This is a genomic window from Leptothoe sp. PORK10 BA2, assembly GCF_034932105.1.
Classification (GTDB): Bacteria; Cyanobacteriota; Cyanobacteriia; order Phormidesmidales; family Phormidesmidaceae; genus Leptothoe.
The window spans coordinates 1-20,317 of record NZ_JAYGIG010000042.1; the positions used below are offsets into that span (position 1 = coordinate 1).

A 20,317-nucleotide genomic window follows, 5' to 3' on the forward strand; every position below is an offset into this window, starting at 1 on the left:
CCGAATCGACGCTTAAACTTTGAATTGCTAAGGGTTTGGGTGGCTTCGTAGTTCATCTGCCTAGGTGTAAAGCAATGAACCAAAACCTAAAAATCTACCATAGAAACTATTATGCAAGAGGTCTATTCACTCTTGGACCAGGCAGGGGATTGGCGGCCTGCAAAGCGTGGTGCTGTATGCCCTGCCAGAACTAGACGGGGCGATTGACCCGATCCCGTTGGGAGGCCTGGTGGGGGATCAGATCTATCTAGTGCCGGATCGGGTGCGTCGGTTAACGGGACGGGTGAAACAGTGGATTGAGCTGAGGCGGAAGGAACGGTGCGATCTCAAACTCGCCATCATTCTCTACGGCTTCCCCCCCGGCTACGGAGCCACCGGCACAGCCGCATTATTAAACGTGCCAAAATCTCTTCTAGCCCTTTTACAAGCATTGAAAGCCCAGGGGTACCAGGTGGGAAACTTGCCTGAGGACGGAGAGACCCTAATTGACTGGGTGAAGGCGGCGGATGATGAAAATCAGTGGCTGGTGCGTCAGCAAGAGTGGCAAGAGTTAAGGCTAGAGAGTGAAGAGGAACTGCCAGAACTATCCGTGCCAGCTACGGTGAATGTGCACACATTGGAGCAGTGGCTGGGGTATTTGAAAATATCCAAAATTGAGAAACAGTGGCAGTCCCTCACCCAGAGCGGCATTAAAACCGTTGGTGAAAACTTCCATCTGGGAGGTATTCAGCTGGGGAATGTGTGGATTGGGGTGCAGCCGCCCCTAGGAATAGCCGGAGACCCCATGCGACTCATGTTTGAGCGGGACCTCACCCCCCATCCCCAGTACGCGGCGTTCTATACCTGGCTACAAAAAGACTTTCAGGCAGATGCGGTGGTGCATTTTGGCATGCATGGCACGGTGGAATGGCTGCCGGGTTCTCCCTTGGGCAACACAGGCTATTCCTGGTCAGATATTTTGTTGGGCAATCTGCCCCATTTGTATGTGTATGCCGCCAACAACCCGTCGGAGTCCATTTTGGCCAAGCGCCGAGGCTATGGGGTGCTGATATCCCACAATGTGCCCCCCTATGGTCGGGCAGGACTGTACAAAGAACTGATCACCCTGCGGGAGCTAATTGCAGAGTTTCGGGAAAATCCCCAGGCCAACCGACTGTTGCAGGATGCCATCCTGACCAAAATTATCGATACAGGTCTGGCAACAGATTGTCCTCTGCCCCAGCTAAAGGCCCAGGGAATGGAATTCACTCTAGAGAACGCCAAGCTGTTTAGCAATGCTGTTTTAGACAGCTACTTTGTCACCCTCTATGAATATTTGCAGGTATTAGAAAACCGCTTGTTTTCCAGTGGTCTCCATGTCTTGGGCCAGTCTCCCAACGCAGCAGACATCAGCAGCTATTTAGAAGCTTACTTTGGGGAGCGCCTGTCCCCTGAATTAATAGACCACATCGCGACGGATACCTTACCGGAAAATTCTCCGGTGGAGATCCTGGCCAAGCGTTACCCAGCCAGTGAACCGCTAACACCCCTGTTGTTAGAAGAAGCTGTCACCATCCGCCACGGACTGACCCAAACAACAGATGAGCTAACTAATCTGTTGCGGGGGCTAAATGGTGAATATATTCCCCCAGCCCCTGGGGGAGACCTGTTGCGGGATGGACCGGGGGCACTGCCCACGGGGCGTAACATCCATGCCTTAGATCCCTACAGAATGCCGTCCCCAGCCGCCTATGAGCGGGGCCGGGCGATTGGCCGTAAGCTCATTGCCCAAAGTTTGGCCGACGCCGGTGAGTATCCCGAGACAGTGGCGGTGATGCTGTGGGGGTTAGATGCCATTAAAACCAAAGGAGAATCCCTGGGCATTTTGCTAGAGCTGGTGGGGGCTGAGCCGGTCAAGGAAGGAACAGGACGCATTGTCCGTTACGAACTCATCCCCCTAGAACAGATGACACACCCCCGCATTGATATCCTGGGCAATCTTTCGGGCATCTTTCGGGACAGCTTTGTCAATATTATTGAACTATTGGACGATCTGTTTCTGCGGGCATCTGAAGCAGATGAACCAGAAGAACAGAATTTTATTCGTAAACATGCCCTAGCCCTAAAGGCCCAGGGGGTAGACAATGTGTCGGCTAGATTATTCTCCAACCCATCGGGGGACTACGGTTCCCTGGTGAATGACCGGGTGGTGGATTCTAACTGGGAGTCGGGGGATGAGCTGGCGGATACGTGGTGCGATCGCAACACCTTCAGCTACGGTCGTACGGACAAGGGCCAGCCCCGTCCAGAAGTGCTCAACACCCTACTCCAAAGCACCGGGCGCATTGTGCAACAAATTGACTCCGTGGAATATGGCCTGACGGATATCCAGGAGTACTACGCCAATACCGGAGCCCTGAAAAAAGCGGCAGAGAAAAAACAAGGTAAGCGTGTCACCGCCAGCTTTGTGGAAAGTTTCTCCCAAGACACCACACCGCGCAAACTAGAAGACGTATTGCGCATGGAATATCGTACCAAGCTGCTAAACCCTAAATGGGCAGAGGCCATGGCCAATCAAGGGTCCGGTGGGGCCTATGAAATCTCCCAACGGATGACGGCCCTGATCGGTTGGGGGGGCACCACCGGATTCCAGGATAATTGGGTGTATGACCAGGCTGCCGAGACCTATGCTCTGGACGAGACCATGGCTAACCGGCTACGGGAGTCTAATCCAGAAGCGTTTCGCAACATTGTGGGGCGGATGATTGAAGCCCATGGTCGGAGCTTGTGGCAAGCAAATGAGGAGACCCTACAGAAGTTGCAGGACCTCTATGATGGGGCGGATCAGGCCCTAGAAGGGGTGGGCACGTAGGAAGAGTAGACTCCGACAATTATTGCCGTCTACTACAACAGACCTATTGCAACAAACTGCGCAGCATCCAAGCATTTTTCTCATGGATCTGGAGGCGCTGGGTTAACAGATCCGCCGTGGGTTCATCATTGGCTTCATCGGCGATGGCAAAGACAGAACGAGCAGTGCGGGCTACGGCTTCCTGACCTTCCACCAGCAGAGCAATCATCTCTTCGGCCTTGGGCACGCCTGGGGTTTCAGCAATGGAACTGAGCTGGGCATATTCGCTATAGGTACCAGGGGCGGGAAAGCCCAGGGCTCGAATCCGCTCAGCAATGGCATCCACCGCCAGGGCAAGTTCGTTGTACTGGCCTTCAAACATCAAGTGCAGGGTTTGGAACATGGGACCGGTCACATTCCAATGGAAGTTATGGGTCTTGAGATAGAGCGTATAGGTATCCGCCAAGGTGCGGGATAGCCCCTCGGCAATAGCCTGACGGTGCTGATCACTGATGCCAATGTTAATGGGGGGGGCTGAAGTGGCCATGGGGGCAGTCTCCTGACAAGGTTGTGTAGAAAAAGTCTCTAAAGTCTCTGATGAAACGCAAACATAGCGATCATAGACTGCGACTTTAGTTTAGGGTGTATCGGGTAGCAACTTAAGCCGGGAAATCCTGGCTAGGTGGGGAATCAGGGGGCAGAATTCAGAAGCCAGTCAGACCCTGATTCCTGACTCCTGAATTCTGAATACTATCCTTGGGAAAACGTCCCGTTTTGAGTTGGTACTCGGCGTATCGAATTAACTTCTTAATCATACTCATAACGACTTCGACTTGCAACATTTTGTCATGGACGTAGCCAGAACGTCGGGTTTACCGTAGGAGCAACAATCTGGACAAGGTTTAGCTCCCCTTTACCGGCAAAGGGTCTTCTCCGGCAAAGGCTTAGGGGGAAATCGTTCTAAGGTCTAAGGCAAAACTCCCACAAATTGCCCAAGCAGTTGATCGGGGTTTGGGCTATGGTTTGAGGGGTTATTTTTAGATCAGCATATGTTTCTAACTGGCAGTTGGATGGCAAGGCGTTCGCGGGTCGTAGCTATGGCCCTAGGTCTGCTGGCGATAATTCCCGCCAGTACCATGGCCCAGGCCCCCCTCAACCCCGAAATCCAAATTGGGTTGATCCAGCGATTTGGCGATGAAGATCAAGACAAACTTGTCTTAACTCCCTTAGGGGGCGATACCCTCACGGTGACCTTTGAAACCGGCGGTCAGTCCCAGACGCTCACCACCCAGCAACTGACCGTATTGGCAGGAGCAGAACCCCTCCCCCAGCCTGTTTTACAAGAATGGGTGGTGCTGAGTAGTCACCGCAGCTTTGAAAGTGCAGAGGAAAGTGCCAACCAGTGGAAAGCGCGGGGGATCGCCACGGAGGTGGCCCAGCCCAATGCCTGGCAGGTGTGGGCCAAGCGGGAGGATTACAATACGCCCCTACTGCGTCGATTGTTGCTGGAGAGTTTGCATGAAGCGGGCCATGGCAGTACCTTCATCGATAGTCGCGTGCTGACGGAAGCCCCCAGCGCTGCATTTATTGCCAATGGCTACCGCTACAATCGCCATCAGTTTAGGATCACCAGTGCTAACCGGCGGGTGCAAATTGAGGAAAACGGCGGTTCTAAAAAGCTGTTTGGAGGTGACTTTAAGCTCCAGCCCAATGCCTATGGCACTTACACCCTGGTCAATCAGGTGCCGATTGAAGTCTATCTGCGGGGGGTAGTGCCCCACGAGATTGGTCCCAGTGCTCCCCAAACGGCGGTGGAGGCCCAGGCGGTATTGGCTAGGACCTATGCCCTGCGAAATCTACGGCGGTTTGCCATTGATAACTATGAGCTGTGTGCCGACACCCAGTGCCAGGTGTATTTTGGCTTAAGTGGTACGGTGCAGCGGGCGGATCGTGCGATCGCAGCCACCCAGGGCCAAGTGCTCACCTACAACGGCGAACTGATCGACGCCCTCTATTCATCCACCACCGGCGGGGTCACCGCTCGCTTTACCGATGTATGGGACGGTTTTGACCGCCCTTACTTAAAACCCGTAATCGACTCCATCGCCTTTAACTGGGATCTCGCCGCCCGCCCCCTATCGGACGAAAACAACTTCCGCGCCTTCATTAACCTCAAAAACCCGTTTAACGAAGACGATTGGCCCACCTTCCGCTGGCAACGTTCCGGCACCTATGAAGAAATCACTGCAGGTGTGAAAGAATATCTCACCAACCGCAACAATCCCCTGGCCAGCCTGAAAAAGGTCACCGGTCTCACCATCACCGAACGCTCCGACACCGGACGGGTACAAACCCTCTTGGTCAATACCGACGTCGGTGATTTTGAACTCCACAAAAACGAGGTGGTCAGCGCCCTGATCCCACCCCGCAGCCAGCTGTTTTACCTGGAACCTTGGTACGAAACCAAGGAAAACGAAAAAGCCCAGCCCCCCTCGGCCACCCCGGAAACGGCCGCCCCCAGCACAGCCAAACAAAGTTCCCCCGTACAAAAAGGCTACACCTTTGTCGGCGGTGGCTTTGGCCACGGTGTCGGCATGAGTCAGACCGGATCCTATCGTCTAGGGGAAAATGGCTGGCCCTATCAGCGCATCCTGCAGTTTTACTATCCCAATACCCAGCTGGTCCCCATCACCAACGACATCGTGTTTTGGCGCGATCCCGCAGACTCAACCCCATCGGCTTCCCCACAAGTTGCTCCTGAGGAAACTGCTCCCGGAGAAACCGAAACAAGCACTGAAGATCCAGCCTTTTCCCTACCCTAGGACAAAAAAGCACAGGCATCCCTGTGATTTACCTACAGGGCGCATGAATGAACAACACCCAGCTTAGTAAAGATCTTCTTCCCGATGGGTTTCAATCGTGCAGTCTGACGTTGGGTAAGCGACACAGGTCAGGACAAATCCAGCTTGCAGCTGATCGTCATCTAAGAAGGATTGATCAGACTGATCAACCGTACCCGCCAAGATTTTGCCCGTACAAGTGGAGCAAGTGCCGGCACGACAGGAGTAGGGAAGATCCAGGCCCTGTTCTTCAGCCGCATCCAAAATGTAGTCATCGCCAGCGACTTCAATGGTTTGCTTTAAGCCTTCAGTTTCGTTAATCAGAGTAACCTTAAAGGTTGCCATGCTAATGTCCTCTGCTATTGCGGTAGCTATTATCCTATCGCCCCCCAATAGCTTCTATTAAAGGTTTACTGGTAAAGGTTTACTGGCAGACTATGAAGCCTCAAAATGGTTGCAGCCAAAATCATTGCAGCCAAAATTAACAACAGGGGCTAAGCTGTTTTGCTTAGCCCCTGTTACTTAGCCATTCGCCCTTTAAGACGGAATGATCGCTCAAATAAATAAGTAGTCGCTACTGAATCCTAGGGATGACGTCTGCAATGCGTTGGTTTAGAGCAATGCTTTCAGCCTAGTACATCCCCTCAATCAACAACGACAATAGGTGAGCAAAGGCTTAATAAAGCTCTTCTTCCTGGTGAGTGGTGATGGTGCAGTCGGAAGTGGGGTATGCCACACAAGTGAGGACATAACCAGCCTCGATCTGATCATCATCCAAGAAAGATTGGTCAGACTGATCAACGGTACCAGCAGTAATCTTGCCAGCACAGGTGGAACAAGCACCCGCCCGGCAGGAATAAGGAAGATCAATCCCCTGCTCTTCAGCAGCATCCAGAATATACTCGTCGTCAGCTACGTCAATAGTGACAACGGAGGCTTGCATGCCCTCTGCATCCTTGTCTGTATCCGCAACATTCAGCGTAACCTTATAGGTTGCCATGTTTGTATCCTCTACTATTTCGGTGGTTATCGTCCTGTTAATGCCTAATAGTTCCTTGTAAAACCTTGAATGAGGAATCTATCTAGAGCAACATCGTTTCTGATATTAAGGGAAAACTATAGGTCTGTCTCGCTTTTGCTCAGCACGGCTGAATGGTATTCGTAATTGGAGTAACATCTTTCCTAAGGTTTTACTTATAGATAGATAGATAGTCATCGTTAGTCTGGTGACAGAACCCTTTATAGCAAAGGATTTTAACCACCAATGAAGCTTTAAGTAATCTATGATACTCAAATTAAATTATCGCTAACTAATATTTTGATTATAAAATTTCATATCCAGACATTGTTATTAGAAACTCACAATTTATTTAGGTTTTCAACTATTAAACTACTGACAGTATTTGCCCTTAAGTAGCTACTACGAAAACCCATGGTTTTGAATTTAACTAAATTTTAATAACCAGGTTTAACAAATGGCTAGAAAGCTTGTCTTTTGTAGTTTAGACAACATTTTATGTCCCCATATAAAACAAGAGCCACTCAAAAACGAGCAGCTCTTGTTTTAAGCCTACAACTTGAATTTAGATTCAGATTGGTAAACAGCAGCTAAATCATCAGGCAAAGCTTAGTAAAGCGCTTCTTCCTGATGAGTCTTGATCACACAATCAGAAGTGGGGGAAGCCACACAGGTTAAGACATAGCCTTTTTCGATCTGCTCATCGTCTAAGAAAGACTGACCATCTTGCTCGACGGTGCCGGACACAATCATGCCAGCGCAAGTGGAACAAGCACCAGCATTGCAGGAGTAAGGTAGGTCGGCGTCGGCGTTTTCATTAGCCACCTCAAGAATAAACTCATCATCGGGGACATCAAGTGTGATGTCTCCATTGGGGGTCTGCAACGTCACCTTATAGGTTGCCATGTTAATATCCTCTACTACTATTGCACTATTACAGTTATTGCACGATTGCAGTGATTGTAATCTGTCAACTCTCAATAGTTCCCATAAAGTATTTAATAGGGAATCTATCAGATCAACATCAGTTCTGATACTACGAGAAAACCATAATGCTTCGCTACTTTTCTTGCGAATGGTTGAATGGTATTCGTAATCAAACCAAAGCATTTCCCATGGTTTTACTTATGGCTCCCCTCTTACTGTATATCAACAAAACACTTGAAAAAGCCTTCTGGGCAAGGAATGTATCACTTTAGAAGTCTGAGCCGACATTCCCATCTGCCTCGATCAAATTATCATTAATTAATCTTTTCATCAAAAAAACTTATACTGTGTTTTCGTGACACATTGTTGATAGTTAATCTCAATTTAGTCTAGGTTTCTTTTACTAGAAATGTGGTCTAGATCACTAGGGCCTTTATAAGCTAATTAACTATCCCTAAAATTGGCCTAAAATCTTTAAATTATGGCCTTTCTGTTAACCGTACGCCCAATAGAACGTCGCTGCCCAGTGCCTAACAATCAATGACTATTTATGCTGCCGTAATTGGCACTGGATTTGCAGCCCGCAAACGTGTTGAGGCCCTGCGGGACATTCCCCAGGTGCAGTTAGTCGCTGTTGTCAGTCGCAATCCGGAACGGGCTCAACATTTTGGGGAACAGCAACAGATAGCTACAGTTACTGACACCGAGTCACTTTGGCTCAAGCAGCCCCTAGACCTAGTTTTTATTTGTACCGTAAATGCGGACCATGGGGCTTTGGTGCAACAGGCCCTGGAGCATAACAAACATGTGGTGGTGGAATATCCGTTGGCCTTGGATGTGGAGCATGGGGCCCAACTGGTGGCCCTAGCCCGTGAGCGGCAGCGATTGTTGCATGTCGAGCATATCGAACTGATTGGTGGCCTGCACCTGGCGATGAAGCGACACATGGCCGCCATCGGTAAGCCCCACTATATTAACTATCGCACCTTTGCCCCCAAGCAGCCCGCGCCGCAAAAGTGGAGCTATTGCCCAGAGTTAGTGGGCTTCCCACCCATGGCGGCGCTTTCTCGAATTCAGCGATTGACGGATCTGTTAGGGCCAGTGGACGATGTTGCCTGTCAGGGAATGGTGCAACCATCGGGCTTGGATTATTTCCGCCGCTGTGTTTACAGTGCCCAGCTGCGTTTTTGCAATGGTGCGTTGGCCGAGCTTACCTATGGCAAGGGTGAAGGTATATGGCAGCGCAGCCGCTATATAGAAATTAGGGGGGAAGCAGGTTGCCTAAGCTTTGATGGGAATCAGGGGTGCTTGGTTACAGCGTCTGGAGAACAGGTCATCACGGCTGCTCCTCGCAAAGGGTTATTCCAAAAAGATACCCATGGGGTAGTGGAGCATTTGCTGAATGGAAAACCCCTGTATGTGCAACCAGAGGATAGCCTTTATTCGTTACGCGTTGCCGCGACATTACAGCAAGCGATGGAATTAGGGCAGCGGGTGACAGTGAGTGGGTGACGTTAGGTGACTTAAGGCTAGGTTAAGTCCCATAGCCAAACCGTCATCGATTCACCAGAACTCCTGGACTTTCTTGTTCTGGGACGATGTCCATCATATCGATGCGGGCGCAGTATTCAAGATCGGCGGTGTTGTCCAGCCGCAGTAGGCGCTGACCGTGGCTGGCCAAATGTATTAGCTCCAGCAGACGATCTTGCCATTGCTCATATAGGGCAACAGAGGCCACAGCCGAGTCATTGCCGGTGCAGTCCAAAAAGCTCTGACCGGTACTGGCCATCACGCTATGGATAATGGCTCCGGCACATACGGTATCTTCGAGGGAATTGGTCCCTTCCCAACCAGAGCCCACGAGCCAAACGGTCTCCGGTTGCCTAGCTAAAAGTTTGTCTACTACGGCACGGCGGGTGGTTAGGGCCGCTGTCATGACAACGGGTGCCGCTTGAATTCGCTCTAGACAACGGGTGCCATTGGTAGTGCTCATAAACAGGCGACGACCAGCGGTAAGTTCGGGGGAGTGATCCCGGGGAGAATTACCTAGGTCAAACCCGTCAACCCGTTTACCACCTCGTTCTCCTGCCAAAATACGTTTTTCTAAGGGCCATTGCTCACTGGCTTGGATCAGCTTGTCCAGGTCACTGAAGGTTTCTATGGCCTCAGCTCCTGCAGCAAAGGCAGCGGCCATGGTTGTGGTCGCCCTCAGGACATCAATTGCGATCGCACAGTCAGGAAGACTATCAGTCGGCGTTTCTTCCGGTGTTTGGTAAACGAATAATTTCACAAAAATTTAGGAACGGACAGACCAACCTATTCTAGGCGGGAACGTACGCAAAAAGTGATGACAGCTGATCAAATTCCCCCCACAAATCGGCCTGGGTTTAACAATCCATGGGGGTCAAATTTTTCCTTCACCGCTTTCATGGTATCCAGAGCATTGTCGGTATATCCCCAGGGGTCCATGGCCAGGGTGGGCGGTGCTTGCAGAATCGTTAAGTAGCCTTTGTGGGTGACGCAGTGCGATCTCAACCTGGCTATGGTATCAGCCAGGTCCGGGTAATGATCAGAGCCATTGGTCGCCAAGGCAATCAGTCCCAAGCCACTGGCATTATGCAACCGACCTAGCCAGCCCAAAGGCAGGTTTTCCAATTGCTGTAGCAAGGGCACCAGCTGGGTGGGCAGCAGCCCGACCTTGCACAGCACCGCCGTCGGACTGGCCAGCTGCAGTGCCAACGACGACCAAAACGAACTATCCTCCACGGACTCACTGGTCAGCCCCACCCCCTGGGCAATGGCCTGAAACCGAGCCACCTGTTCCTCCACCCCAGCAGCAATGCCTTGAAATCGCCCTGCCAGTCGCAGACCGTTACCCGCCCCAATCACATCCATGGCCACGGGGGTAATCCCCTGGAGGCGGGTCTGTAATGCGGCCTTACCAATGGCCTTGGCGTCTCCCGATAGCACCATAGTCTGGGACTGCGCCGCCATGGGATACAGCCTCAGGGTGACCTGGCTCAGAATACCCAGGGTGCCATAGGCTCCGGTCAGTAACTTCATCAGGTCATAGCCCGCCACGTTTTTTACCACCCGGCCCCCGGCCTTGACCACTTCGCCGTCATAGCGCACAAACTGCACCCCAATCACCGTATCGCGCACGCTGCCATAGCGCTGCCGCAGGCTGCCGCCCTCGCCCGTGGCCACAATGCCCCCCACCGTCGCCTGCTGCGCATATAGCGGGTCCACCGGCCAGAACTGCCCCTGCCGGGCCAATTGGGTCTGCAAATCGGCATACCCAATGCCCGCTTCCACGCGGGTCGTAAAGTCATCCACCCAATGATCCACCAGGCCATTAAGTCGGGCGGTGCTAATCACCACATCCAGGTTATTGAGCTGGTGATGACAACCCCAGTGGAGTTTGGTCCGTTGCCCACAGCTCAGCATGCGCCACCGCTGTTCGTAGCAGGTGCGAACCACCGCCGACAGCTGCTCAATAGACTGGGGAAAAACAATTGCTAGCTGATCAGCCGCCTTAAACCGAATATCGTCAAGGCTAGACCAGGTCGTTACCTGGTCGGTACCCAGCAGTGATTGAAATGTTGTAACAGGGCTCATGGTGCTGCGCTGACTGCGCTTTCCATCTTATAGCGGATGGGGAATGGAGTTACCCGACAAGAAATGGGTTTATAAGGCCCTCCCCTGGGCCAGGGGATGCAATGAATAGGCTTTAGTTGAGGCAGACAGCACCTAAAAAGAGCGGGTGAGGCCCATCCAGAACCCCACCCGCTCTTTTGATCACACCAAAAGACGCTAATCGTCTTACTCGTCGTCCTCATCCTCATCATCCTGAGGATATTCAAAACTGTTGGACCGATTTGTCAGTACCGACTTACCCAGGCTCAAAGCCCGCTGAGCCTGTAATTCTGCTTTTTTCTTCCAAACAGCGCGATGCATGTTGCGCTTAGACTTGGACCGTTTCTTCTTAGGAACTGCCATGGACCTGGGAAAAAGTTATATAACCTATTGATAATAGACCAAAGTTGCAATTGGAGTACAGGTTTAGGAAATTAACCTCCCAAAAACGGACGGGGCGCCTATTCCCTAAAACGAGGATTCGGATGAAGATTCGAGCAATACTTGAGCCCCCCGATAATAGGTAGCCCAATACTCGGTCACTGGCTGCTGGCTCCACTCCTGCCGACTCACCCGCAGGTTCAATATCGGTACAGTAATGCCATCGCTGTTTTCCGCCGTCACCCCAATTACCACTTCAGTAATCAGTAGGTCCTGATCAAAACTCCGTTGCGCCCCTGCCCGAGCCGCCATATTGGCCCGTCTCACCAAGCTGCCATAGGGTTCACCCTCTTCTAAGATCAAAAATAGATTTAGTCGGGAGGTGTAAGCATGGGAAGCCTTGGGCATAATCAGGGCTTCCGTCAGCCATAAAGCCCCTGAAGTTCCCAGTAGCACCGCTAACCCTACGGGGGCAAAGGAGGCACCGAGGCGCTGCGATAGGGGGCGCTGGCGTCGCCGTCTAGAATATGGACGATAGGGAGATGTCGTGGACATGTAAATCAACGGGTAGTTAGAGATTAATGCCGTACGGATAGCACTGTAATATAAACCGCGCTCACAACCGTGGTTTCAGGAAATGGAAATTCAGGAAAATCCGGAAGCTGCGGTTTAATCAACAAAACTATCGTCAAACTTTCCCACTTTTGTAGCGTGAATGATCATCCAAGGCAGCGCCACAACAGCCACAAATTGGATTGGATGGGGTTCGTGGGGGTATCAACTTAAGCCGGAAAATCCTGGCTAGGTGGGGAATCCGGGGCCAGAAGCCAGAAGCCAGTGAGGCCCTGACTCCTGAATACTATCCTTGGGAAAACGTCCCGCTTTGAGTTGGTACCCGGATTTGGCTATGCCATGGAAACTTTGTCCAGGTGGAGAACGGCCGTTTTAACCAAGGAGAAACCTTCGGGTTTAACTGGGACGTGGACAAGGCTAACCCCATTCAAGTTAGAACTTTCAGGCCTAACCTAGAAAAAACCTACATTTCTGGATGTGAACACTGTTTAATGAGACATCAACTTATTTAAGTTATAAGCTGATGCCGGATATGAGCACAAACGTATCAACTTGCAGTACCATGTTGCGCTGAATGCGTTTGTTCCCTTCAACGTCAATCTGTAATTGGTGACTTCTGATGTCGACTTGCTGGGCAATTATTATTGGAATCAATCAGTATCAAGGCTTCCAGCCCCTGATGCAGGCTCAAAATGATGCGGTGGGTATTCGGCGGTATCTGATTGATGACGCTGGTTTTGCCCCGGAAAATTGCATCTTACTGAGTGATTTGTCCACGTCGACCGAGCAAGAAGCGGTTTACCCCGACCGGGTGGCGATTAATGATTGGTTAGAAACTATTTGTCAGGGCCGGGTGCAAAGTGACGACACCCTATGGTTTTATTTCAGTGGTTATGGAGCCCAGGCGGATAACAAAGATTATTTAATGCCTGTGGATGGAGATCCGGCCCAGGTTAAACAGACTGGCATTGCCTTGCAGGATGTGGTTAAACATCTCCAACAGTCCCCCACAAAGAACACCATGTTGGTGCTGGATATGAACCGCAGCCAGAGTGCTCTGGCCGGTCAGGCGATTGGGGAACAAGTGACTAAACTAGCGAAGAAAGCTCGTATTCCCCTGATTTTGTCCTGCCAACCCAATGAGTTCTCCCATGAAACCTTGGCAGTACGCCATGGATTATTTACGGCGGCGCTGTTGGAGGGGCTGCGCTATGACGGGTGTGCCACCCTCAGCCACCTGGAGCGCTATCTAGTGGAGCGGGTGCCTGAGCTGTGTGAACACCACTGGCGACCCATTCAAAATCCGGTGGTGGCAATCCCTGAGGAACAAAAGTTTCGTTTGTTATGGCATCAGCGGGATACGGCAGCCCCAGAGGTCGCAGCAGCGGACATGACCGCACCGCTCATTCCCGACAATCCGGATACGGCGGTTTACCTGTCAGAGACGGACTATTCGTCAGAGACGGGCTATGGAGCGGACACAGACTACATACCCGAGACCGCACCGCTGATTCCTGAGAACCCGGATGCTGATTTTGGCAATGGGGCAGAGTTAATTCCAGAGTCTGGGCCGGAACTGACTTTGGAAGATGAACTGCCGGAAGAACCTCAGCGGGAACCTTTCTCCCTAGATCCGGTGGAGGCTGATAACACCGCCGATGATGCGGAGGTTTATGGCACGACCCTGACGGATGATTTGTCAGAGGCTAAACCGGCTAAAGGGAATATTGGCGGTTGCTTAGGTTTGTTGGGGGCCCTGGGGGCTTTGTTGTTACTGGGGGCTGTTCTGTTCCGCGATCAGCCGATGGTGAAAAGTACGTTGGCGCGGGTGCCGCCGGAGTGGTTGGCCCGGGTTGGTTTGGATGCTGATGGGGGGGCGGATAGTGATGTCACTACGCCGGATAATCCGGCGGATGGCAATCCAACGGCGGATACTGGCTTACCTGAGGGGGCTGAGCCCTCTGAGACCCCGGACACGTCAGGGGAGGAGAATGCAGCCGGTGACAATTCAGCGGAAAGCACTGGAGATACAGCGGCGGGGACAGATGCGACCCCAGAAAATCCAGATGGGGATACGGCGGATGCTGAGGTAGATGTGGATTTGGATGATATTGGCCTCGGGGTGGATGGGGCCGATGGGGCGACTGGTGATAGCCCAGGTACCTCAAATCCGGCGGGAGCTAACGGTGCGGCTAGTGGGGTGACGGCAGCGGGTAATACCACCCCTGGCTCAGGGGGTACTGATACGGCGGCGCTACTGGCTGAGGCACGACGGTCCCTACGGCCTAGTCAGGCGTCTCGGTTTGCCAGTGCGATCGCAACTGCCCGCCAAATCCCCCCTGGAGATCCCAACTATGCCCAGGCCCAAGCCGACATTCAGCGCTGGAGCCAGGTAATCTTGGATCTAGCTGAAGGCCGGGCGGCTGAGAGTGAATTAGAAGCCGCCATCAATGCCGCTAAGCTGATTCCCAAGGAACCCGCCAATATTTATCAAACCGCCCAGGAGCGGATCGGTTTGTGGCAAACCCGAGCTCAGGCCCGAACCCTGATCCGTGAGGCCCAAGCCATGCCGCGCCTGGGCCAGGCCAGCACCTATCAAAAGGGAATTCTAAAACTGCAGGAAGTCCCCAAAGATTTGCCCATTGAGTATGGCGATGCCCAGCGGCTGATTGGTGAATGGACAGAAAAAATGCTCACCATTGCCCAGGCAAGGGCTGCCCAAGGGCGCTACGCTAGCGCCATCGAAGCGGCATCATTGATTCCCAAAAATACTCCCAACTACCAAGCAGCCCAGACCGAGATCACTCGTTGGAGAGGAGAATAGGGATTGTGACCATGTCATCTCGTCGGATCCCCCCTGGCCCCGGCCAGGAATCGGTTTGGGATTATCCTCGCCCGCCCGCCCTGGTGGATAGCCCTAAATCCATTCAAATTATCTTTAATGGCCAGGTCATTGCCGCCAGCCATCAGACTAAACGGGTGTTGGAAACCAGCCATCCGCCGTCCTACTACATACCCCCGACAGACATTGCTATGGACTTTTTAACCGATGCCCCTGGCACCTCTTTCTGTGAATGGAAAGGACATGCCCATTACTACACCCTCAGGGTGGGCGATCAGGTGGCAGAGCGGGCCGCCTGGTACTATCCCACACCGACCGAAGGATTCCAAGCCATTGCCCAATATGTGGCGTTTTATCCCAGTGCCATGGAGGCTTGCTATGTCGATGGTGAGCTGGTCCAAGCCCAGGCTGGAGGCTTCTATGGGGGTTGGGTGACCGCCGATATTGTCGGGCCATTTAAGGGGGCGGCGGGTACTTGGGGGTGGTGACCCTGGGCTGGGTGATCCTGGCGTGAGTGAGGCCGCGACAAGAGGCACCTAGTCGGCTAACACGGCCTGAATGTCCCCCAGGATATCGACAACGGCCTGGAGTTTGGTCTCTATGACCTGTTTCTGCTTAATGAATTCCTTGAGCCTGCGATAGCGGGCAATGGCCATACTTAATACCGGCACCTGATCGGGCGGACAGGGCTCAGCCTGAATTTGTCCACTGCTGCTCAACCGACATAGATAATACTGGCTAGGATTTACACTTACCGTTGATGTCGAATTTGAGGAGGCACCCGTAGCAGTTCTGGAGCCATTACTGGAGCTATGGCTGGAACCATTACTGGCCAGGGCATCTTGGGAGGTCCCCCGCTCCAACATAGTTTTTTCTAAGGCTGATAGGTAATTCATCAAGTCATTGGCATCGCCATGGCGAAAAAGGGCCACATCCGTGGCCTCTAAGGGTAATTTTCGCGACTGATCGTCACATCTAGAGGATGGTTCCAGCTGAACATCACCTGGGAGATTGGAGTATTTCACCGCCGCATGTAAACTAGCTTCGGAAGCCAGCCAGCCTGAAACCACAGGTCCCTCTGCATAGACCTGATGAATGTTCTGGGCCAGCTGCCGCAGCTGTATCTGATACTGCTGCACCTGTTGATAAATATTGCTTAGCGCATTGAGGGCAATAGCCGGATTTACTTCGTAGCGAAGACTACTTGCTTCGCCATCTTCTGTGGGAGGAAGTTGGGGGACATTAGAAGTAAGCATTGCCTGTGCTACCAAACCACCAAGGGAATCGAAAAAGATGTACGTGCTGCTAACCCTGAACCGGACTACCTGCAGTAGTCATTAATCAACGCTAAAAAAAATAAGATGAAATCGTTATAAACGATAGAACGTTGAGCAGTGTCTTGGGCGTTTAACCGTTGAGACCGTTAAAACAACTCAAAACCCATTAGAACCAACTCATATTCATCAATTAGTATTTAGCAGTGCTAAACCACCTATGGATAACTAACTGACCTTTCGCTGTTCTCGCCATTCATATCAATGATTGACTTAGTATACTGCGGCTTTTTAGAAGTGCTATAGAAGGTCTGCAAAAACCTTGGACCACAAGCTAAAACGATTTGCATAGCCTATAATCTGCTGTAAGCAAAATGTTCATCTTCTGTGCCAATAAGGTGATTGTTACGCTGGTATAGTTAACTTTCTTGATCCGTGTCAGCATAGATTCACAGACTCAGCACAACTGTTAAATGTGCCCTTTCTGTTTGTATCTATTTGTATCTGTTAGCGTCTGTGTCATTTGCCCGATAGCCACCCAAACGACTAGCTATCGTCATTGGGTCTTCAATTATGCGGTTACCTCCATCTGTTCGATACTTACCATCGCGATTTCAGGTTGTTTTGAATCCATGGCTTTGGCTCGGCATCTTGTTGACAGGGGTCGTTGGGACCTATGCCTGGCAGTATCATCAAAGTTCGGGACAACTACCCTGGCAAATTGGGGCCACGGGGCTAGGTAGTTCAGGCAATGACACCTCCACCGATGCGCTGCTTGAATCCCTGACACCTGAAGAGCAGTCCATTGCCGCAGAGTTGGACAACATTGATCTGCTCATCAGCCAGCTTGACTCGGATGTGTCCGTCCTGACCACAGGGGGGGAAGCCAGTGCCGCCGCCGCACTGAATGCGGCGTTGTCCAAGGAGCCAAGTGCCACCAGCGAATCGAGCGTTGATCGGTTAACCCGCTACATCAGTGAATATAATTTTGTTGGCACCAATGCTCAGGGGGCCAATGGTCAGACTGCAAAAAACAGCACCCTGATTCCACTACAACGCTCGTCTGAATCGTCTTTAACCCCAGGGGCTAGGACTGAACTGCAAACAACGAGTGCCTTGGCGACGGCCTTTGCCGCCCGTCAGCAGCAGTTTGAGCAGGCGGCGGGGACGTCTTCGACCCAGGGTACATCCAGGGCCAACAGTAGTGGTACTCCAAATTTGTCTGCAGGGGCAGGGGCTTCGGACAATGCCACTTCTGACAGTGCAGGAGTGAGGACTGATGGAGCCTCCACCTTCACCTTTGACCAAACGGGGGTGGTGCCTGGCAGTGTGGATGGGCTTAATCGGACATTTATTCGCACCACCCCCAATATGTCCCCGCCACCGGGCACCACCGGGTACGTCCCCCCAGCCTCCTTACCCGACTTTAACCGGGTCAACCAGCCATCGAGTAACAGCCCCTTTGGCAATCAGCCTGCCCCGAGTTCTTTTGGTTCGACAGTGCCATCGGTGAATCCACCTAATCGGTCCCAGGTGCTGCCTCCCGTAGGGCCCTCCGTTACACCCCCCCTAGAGACACCGGCCCTGAATGGTTCCTCCCAGGCTGCGCCAAACGAGCCCCGCAATGCTTGGGAAAGTTTTTGGGACTAGTCTTAGGTGATAGACGGCCATTCTTAAACAGCCATCCCAAAACGGCCATGGCCACAGGACTATAAAGCGATTATCGACTTGTTTTTTCCCTTAGCCTTTAGGCTATGGTGGGGAGCAAGATAGGAAATGACAGAGAATGGCAGTCAAGCTGTATTCTCTAATTTGTGCTGGTTAAGGAGCCACCGATGGCAAAACAAAAGGGTAAAAAGACAAGCCAGGCAACGGATCGGGTCGTGTATTCAGAATTTGGGCAAAATCCGGCCACCGAGCGTGCCGTGCCCGATCGGCCCCCCGCCGAACAGGATCTGCGGGTGCAGGTGAGTAGCAAAGGCCGCAAGGGGAAAAAGGTGACGGTTATTAGCGGGTTTCAGCATGCCCCTGAAACCTTGGCCGCCCTGGCCAAAACCCTTAAAACCCATTGTGGTTCCGGCGGCACGGTGAAGGATAACACCATTGAGATCCAAGGGGAGCATGTCCCTAAGTTGGTGACGTTGTTGTTGGCAAAGGGCTATCGTGCTAAACGCAGTGGAGGCTGAGGCTGTTCTATGGCTTTTATGAAATCAAAGCTGGGGCGATATGGCTTTCTGGGGGGATTAATCTGCCTTTGGATCAGCTGGATGGGGCTGATCAGTACCCCCGCTAACGCCGTGGATGACTGGCGACAACACCCCTGTGTTAAGGCTCTGGCCCAGGGCCAAGTCTTGTCTGTGGAGCAGGTGCACCATGCCTCTCAGCCGATTTCCCAAGGGCAAGTGGCCCAGGCGGTTTTAACGATGTTTCCAGGGAAGTTTGCGGCGGCGAATACCGCCTTGGGTCTGACATTTGAGGGGAAGATCGAGGCTGAGCAACTGCTGGTGGCAGCCCTGGGGAATGCGGCTGGAGGGCAGCGGGCTATTTTGCGATCGCAGGCCCTAGCCGTCCTTGCCACCGGGGCTGCCCTGCCCTACCAGGCAAGGGGCACCAGCTTACTAGAGGCCACCTGGCGCGATAGTTCACTGATTTCCATCGATTACCAAGAAGGGGTGGCAGCGGCCTTAGGCCAGGGAGTTATTCCGGTTGAAGGCGATACCTCAGCCTCTATCCCTAGGCTTTATCCCAATCGCAGTGCCTCCTACGCCATGGTGGCCAACCTGCTGTGTGCAGCAAACCCTGACCCGACCATCGCCGCCCTCGTTCCCCAGCGGGTGCAACCGGGCCAGGTACCCCCCCAAGCCGCCCCCCAGAGAGAGATTCGCGGCGCGTGGCTGACCAATATTGACAGTCAGGTGCTGTTTTCCCGTCCCAACCTAGAATCTGGTCTGCAGCGGCTGGCCTCGCTGAATTTTAATACGGTGTATCCCACGGTGTGGAACTGGGGCTATACCCTATACCCCAGTGCCGTGGCCCAGCGCACCTTTGGCTACCAACAGGGACTCTATCCCGATTTGGACAATACGGGGGAGCGGAACGAGGCCCTAGAGGCGGCCCAAGGAGACCGCGACATGCTGCAGGAGCTGATCAGCTTGGCTCATCCCCTGGGACTGCGGGTGATTCCCTGGTTTGAGTTTGGCTTTATGGCCCCGGCAGACTCCGCCCTGGCCCGCAGCCATCCAGAATGGCTCACCCAAAAGGCCGATGGCAGCACGGTTACGCCCGAAGGTAGCCATGGGCGGGTGTGGTTAAATCCCTTCCATCCCGAGGTGCAGCAGTTCATGCTGGATATGGTGAGCGAACTGGCGGCCAACTACCCGATCGATGGCTTTCAGGTGGACGACCATTTTGGCCTACCAGTGGTCTACGGCTACGATCCCTACACCGTGAGTCTTTATCGCCAAGAGCACAGGGGTCAGGCTCCGCCGCAAGATATCTACGATGCAGCATGGACCCGCTGGCGAGCCGATAAAATCACCGCTGTGATGGAGCGCACTTTTGCGGCGGTGAAGGCCCGACAACCCAGGGCGGTGTTGTCGGTGTCCCCGAACCCCCATGAGTTTGCCTATAAATACTTTTTGCAGGATTGGGATACCTGGGTCAATCGGGGTTATGTGGAGGAGCTAATTGTGCAGCTCTATCGCAGTGATCTGGGACGATTTGTGTGGGAAATGAACCGTTCTCCGGCCCAGGCGGCTCGTCGCCATATTCCCACGGCCGTGGGTGTATTGAGTGGTTTGCGGGGCCGTCCCGTGCCGATGGCACGGATTCAGGAACAGGTTAGGGCGATTCGCGATCGCAGCTACGCCGGGGTTTCCTTTTTCTTTTATGAATCTCTCTGGTGGTCAGATACCGAAACCTTAGAACAGCGGCAACAAAGCCTACGTCAGCTCTTTCCCAGCAAGGTCCCAGCCCCCCGGGTGTGAGATCAGAGAA

The 20,317-nt window shown here is 52.7% G+C and carries 16 protein-coding genes and 1 pseudogene; 8 read left to right on the forward strand and 9 right to left on the reverse strand.

All coding sequences use genetic code 11. The annotated features are described in order from the left end of the window. Nucleotides 1-118: 118 nt before the first annotated feature. Nucleotides 119-2,851, forward strand: a pseudogene (locus VB741_RS11225) (cobaltochelatase subunit CobN); the annotation flags it as partial. A 43-nt stretch (nucleotides 2,852-2,894) separates the two neighbouring features. Here the strand turns inward: VB741_RS11225 and VB741_RS11230 are convergent. Continuing rightward, complete coding sequence (locus VB741_RS11230; RefSeq protein ID WP_323365266.1) at nucleotides 2,895-3,377, reverse strand: Dps family protein; 483 nt, start codon at nucleotides 3,375-3,377, stop codon at nucleotides 2,895-2,897. A gap of 550 nt (nucleotides 3,378-3,927) precedes the next feature. Between VB741_RS11230 and VB741_RS11235 the strand changes: the two genes are divergently transcribed. Further along, nucleotides 3,928-5,652: a SpoIID/LytB domain-containing protein gene (locus tag VB741_RS11235; protein WP_323365267.1), complete on the forward strand. Its 1,725-nt coding sequence runs from the start codon at nucleotides 3,928-3,930 to the stop codon at nucleotides 5,650-5,652. A 63-nt stretch (nucleotides 5,653-5,715) separates the two neighbouring features. On the opposite strand, the gene VB741_RS11240 is transcribed toward VB741_RS11235, so the two are convergent. The 3 genes from VB741_RS11240 to VB741_RS11250 form a co-directional block, all read right to left on the reverse strand. Then, on the reverse strand, nucleotides 5,716-6,015 hold the full coding sequence (locus VB741_RS11240; protein ID WP_323365268.1) for a ferredoxin: 300 nt from the start codon (nucleotides 6,013-6,015) through the stop codon (nucleotides 5,716-5,718). 331 nt (nucleotides 6,016-6,346) lie between these two features. Continuing rightward, nucleotides 6,347-6,670 carry a ferredoxin gene (locus VB741_RS11245; protein WP_323365269.1) on the reverse strand — a complete coding sequence of 108 codons (324 nt, stop codon included), beginning with the start codon at nucleotides 6,668-6,670 and terminating at the stop codon, nucleotides 6,347-6,349. Nucleotides 6,671-7,297: 627 nt separating this feature from the next. After that, entirely contained in the window at nucleotides 7,298-7,594 is a 297-nt protein-coding gene (locus VB741_RS11250; protein WP_323365270.1) for a 2Fe-2S iron-sulfur cluster-binding protein, read from the reverse strand. Nucleotides 7,595-8,155: 561 nt separating this feature from the next. Here VB741_RS11250 and VB741_RS11255 point away from each other — a divergent pair. Further along, nucleotides 8,156-9,127 (forward strand): Gfo/Idh/MocA family protein, encoded by a 972-nt coding sequence (locus VB741_RS11255; RefSeq protein ID WP_323365271.1) that lies wholly within the window; start codon nucleotides 8,156-8,158, stop codon nucleotides 9,125-9,127. Between the two features lie 43 nt (nucleotides 9,128-9,170). Here the strand turns inward: VB741_RS11255 and VB741_RS11260 are convergent, their stop codons facing one another. The 4 genes from VB741_RS11260 to VB741_RS11275 form a co-directional block, all read right to left on the reverse strand. Further along, nucleotides 9,171-9,905, reverse strand: a complete 735-nt coding sequence (locus VB741_RS11260) for a 2-phosphosulfolactate phosphatase family protein (RefSeq protein ID WP_323365272.1) — start codon at nucleotides 9,903-9,905, stop codon at nucleotides 9,171-9,173. Nucleotides 9,906-9,973: 68 nt separating this feature from the next. Then, nucleotides 9,974-11,233, reverse strand: a complete 1,260-nt coding sequence (locus tag VB741_RS11265) for an FAD-binding oxidoreductase (RefSeq protein WP_323365273.1) — start codon at nucleotides 11,231-11,233, stop codon at nucleotides 9,974-9,976. A 204-nt stretch (nucleotides 11,234-11,437) separates the two neighbouring features. Continuing rightward, the gene (gene rpmF / locus VB741_RS11270) at nucleotides 11,438-11,614 is read right to left on the reverse strand and encodes a 50S ribosomal protein L32 (RefSeq protein WP_323365274.1); all 177 of its coding nucleotides are present in this window, start codon (nucleotides 11,612-11,614) and stop codon (nucleotides 11,438-11,440) included. Nucleotides 11,615-11,719: 105 nt separating this feature from the next. Continuing rightward, on the reverse strand, nucleotides 11,720-12,187 hold the full coding sequence (locus tag VB741_RS11275) for a hypothetical protein (protein WP_323365275.1): 468 nt from the start codon (nucleotides 12,185-12,187) through the stop codon (nucleotides 11,720-11,722). A gap of 637 nt (nucleotides 12,188-12,824) precedes the next feature. Here VB741_RS11275 and VB741_RS11280 point away from each other — a divergent pair. Further along, nucleotides 12,825-15,029: a caspase family protein gene (locus VB741_RS11280; protein ID WP_323365276.1), complete on the forward strand. Its 2,205-nt coding sequence runs from the start codon at nucleotides 12,825-12,827 to the stop codon at nucleotides 15,027-15,029. Nucleotides 15,030-15,040: 11 nt separating this feature from the next. Then, complete coding sequence (locus VB741_RS11285) at nucleotides 15,041-15,535, forward strand: DUF427 domain-containing protein (protein ID WP_323365277.1); 495 nt, start codon at nucleotides 15,041-15,043, stop codon at nucleotides 15,533-15,535. 48 nt (nucleotides 15,536-15,583) lie between these two features. Here the strand turns inward: VB741_RS11285 and VB741_RS11290 are convergent, their stop codons facing one another. Further along, a complete protein-coding gene (locus VB741_RS11290) occupies nucleotides 15,584-16,303 on the reverse strand; it encodes a hypothetical protein (RefSeq protein ID WP_323365278.1) in 720 nt (239 codons plus the stop codon). A gap of 642 nt (nucleotides 16,304-16,945) precedes the next feature. Between VB741_RS11290 and VB741_RS11295 the strand changes: the two genes are divergently transcribed. The 3 genes from VB741_RS11295 to VB741_RS11305 all read left to right on the forward strand — a co-directional run bounded on the left by VB741_RS11295 (nucleotide 16,946) and on the right by VB741_RS11305 (nucleotide 20,307). Beyond that, nucleotides 16,946-17,971 (forward strand): hypothetical protein, encoded by a 1,026-nt coding sequence (locus VB741_RS11295; RefSeq protein WP_323365279.1) that lies wholly within the window; start codon nucleotides 16,946-16,948, stop codon nucleotides 17,969-17,971. A gap of 185 nt (nucleotides 17,972-18,156) precedes the next feature. Next, a complete protein-coding gene (locus tag VB741_RS11300; RefSeq protein WP_323365280.1) occupies nucleotides 18,157-18,507 on the forward strand; it encodes a translation initiation factor in 351 nt (116 codons plus the stop codon). 9 nt (nucleotides 18,508-18,516) lie between these two features. Further along, nucleotides 18,517-20,307, forward strand: a complete 1,791-nt coding sequence (locus VB741_RS11305) for a glycoside hydrolase family 10 protein (protein ID WP_323365281.1) — start codon at nucleotides 18,517-18,519, stop codon at nucleotides 20,305-20,307. Nucleotides 20,308-20,317 lie beyond the last annotated feature (10 nt).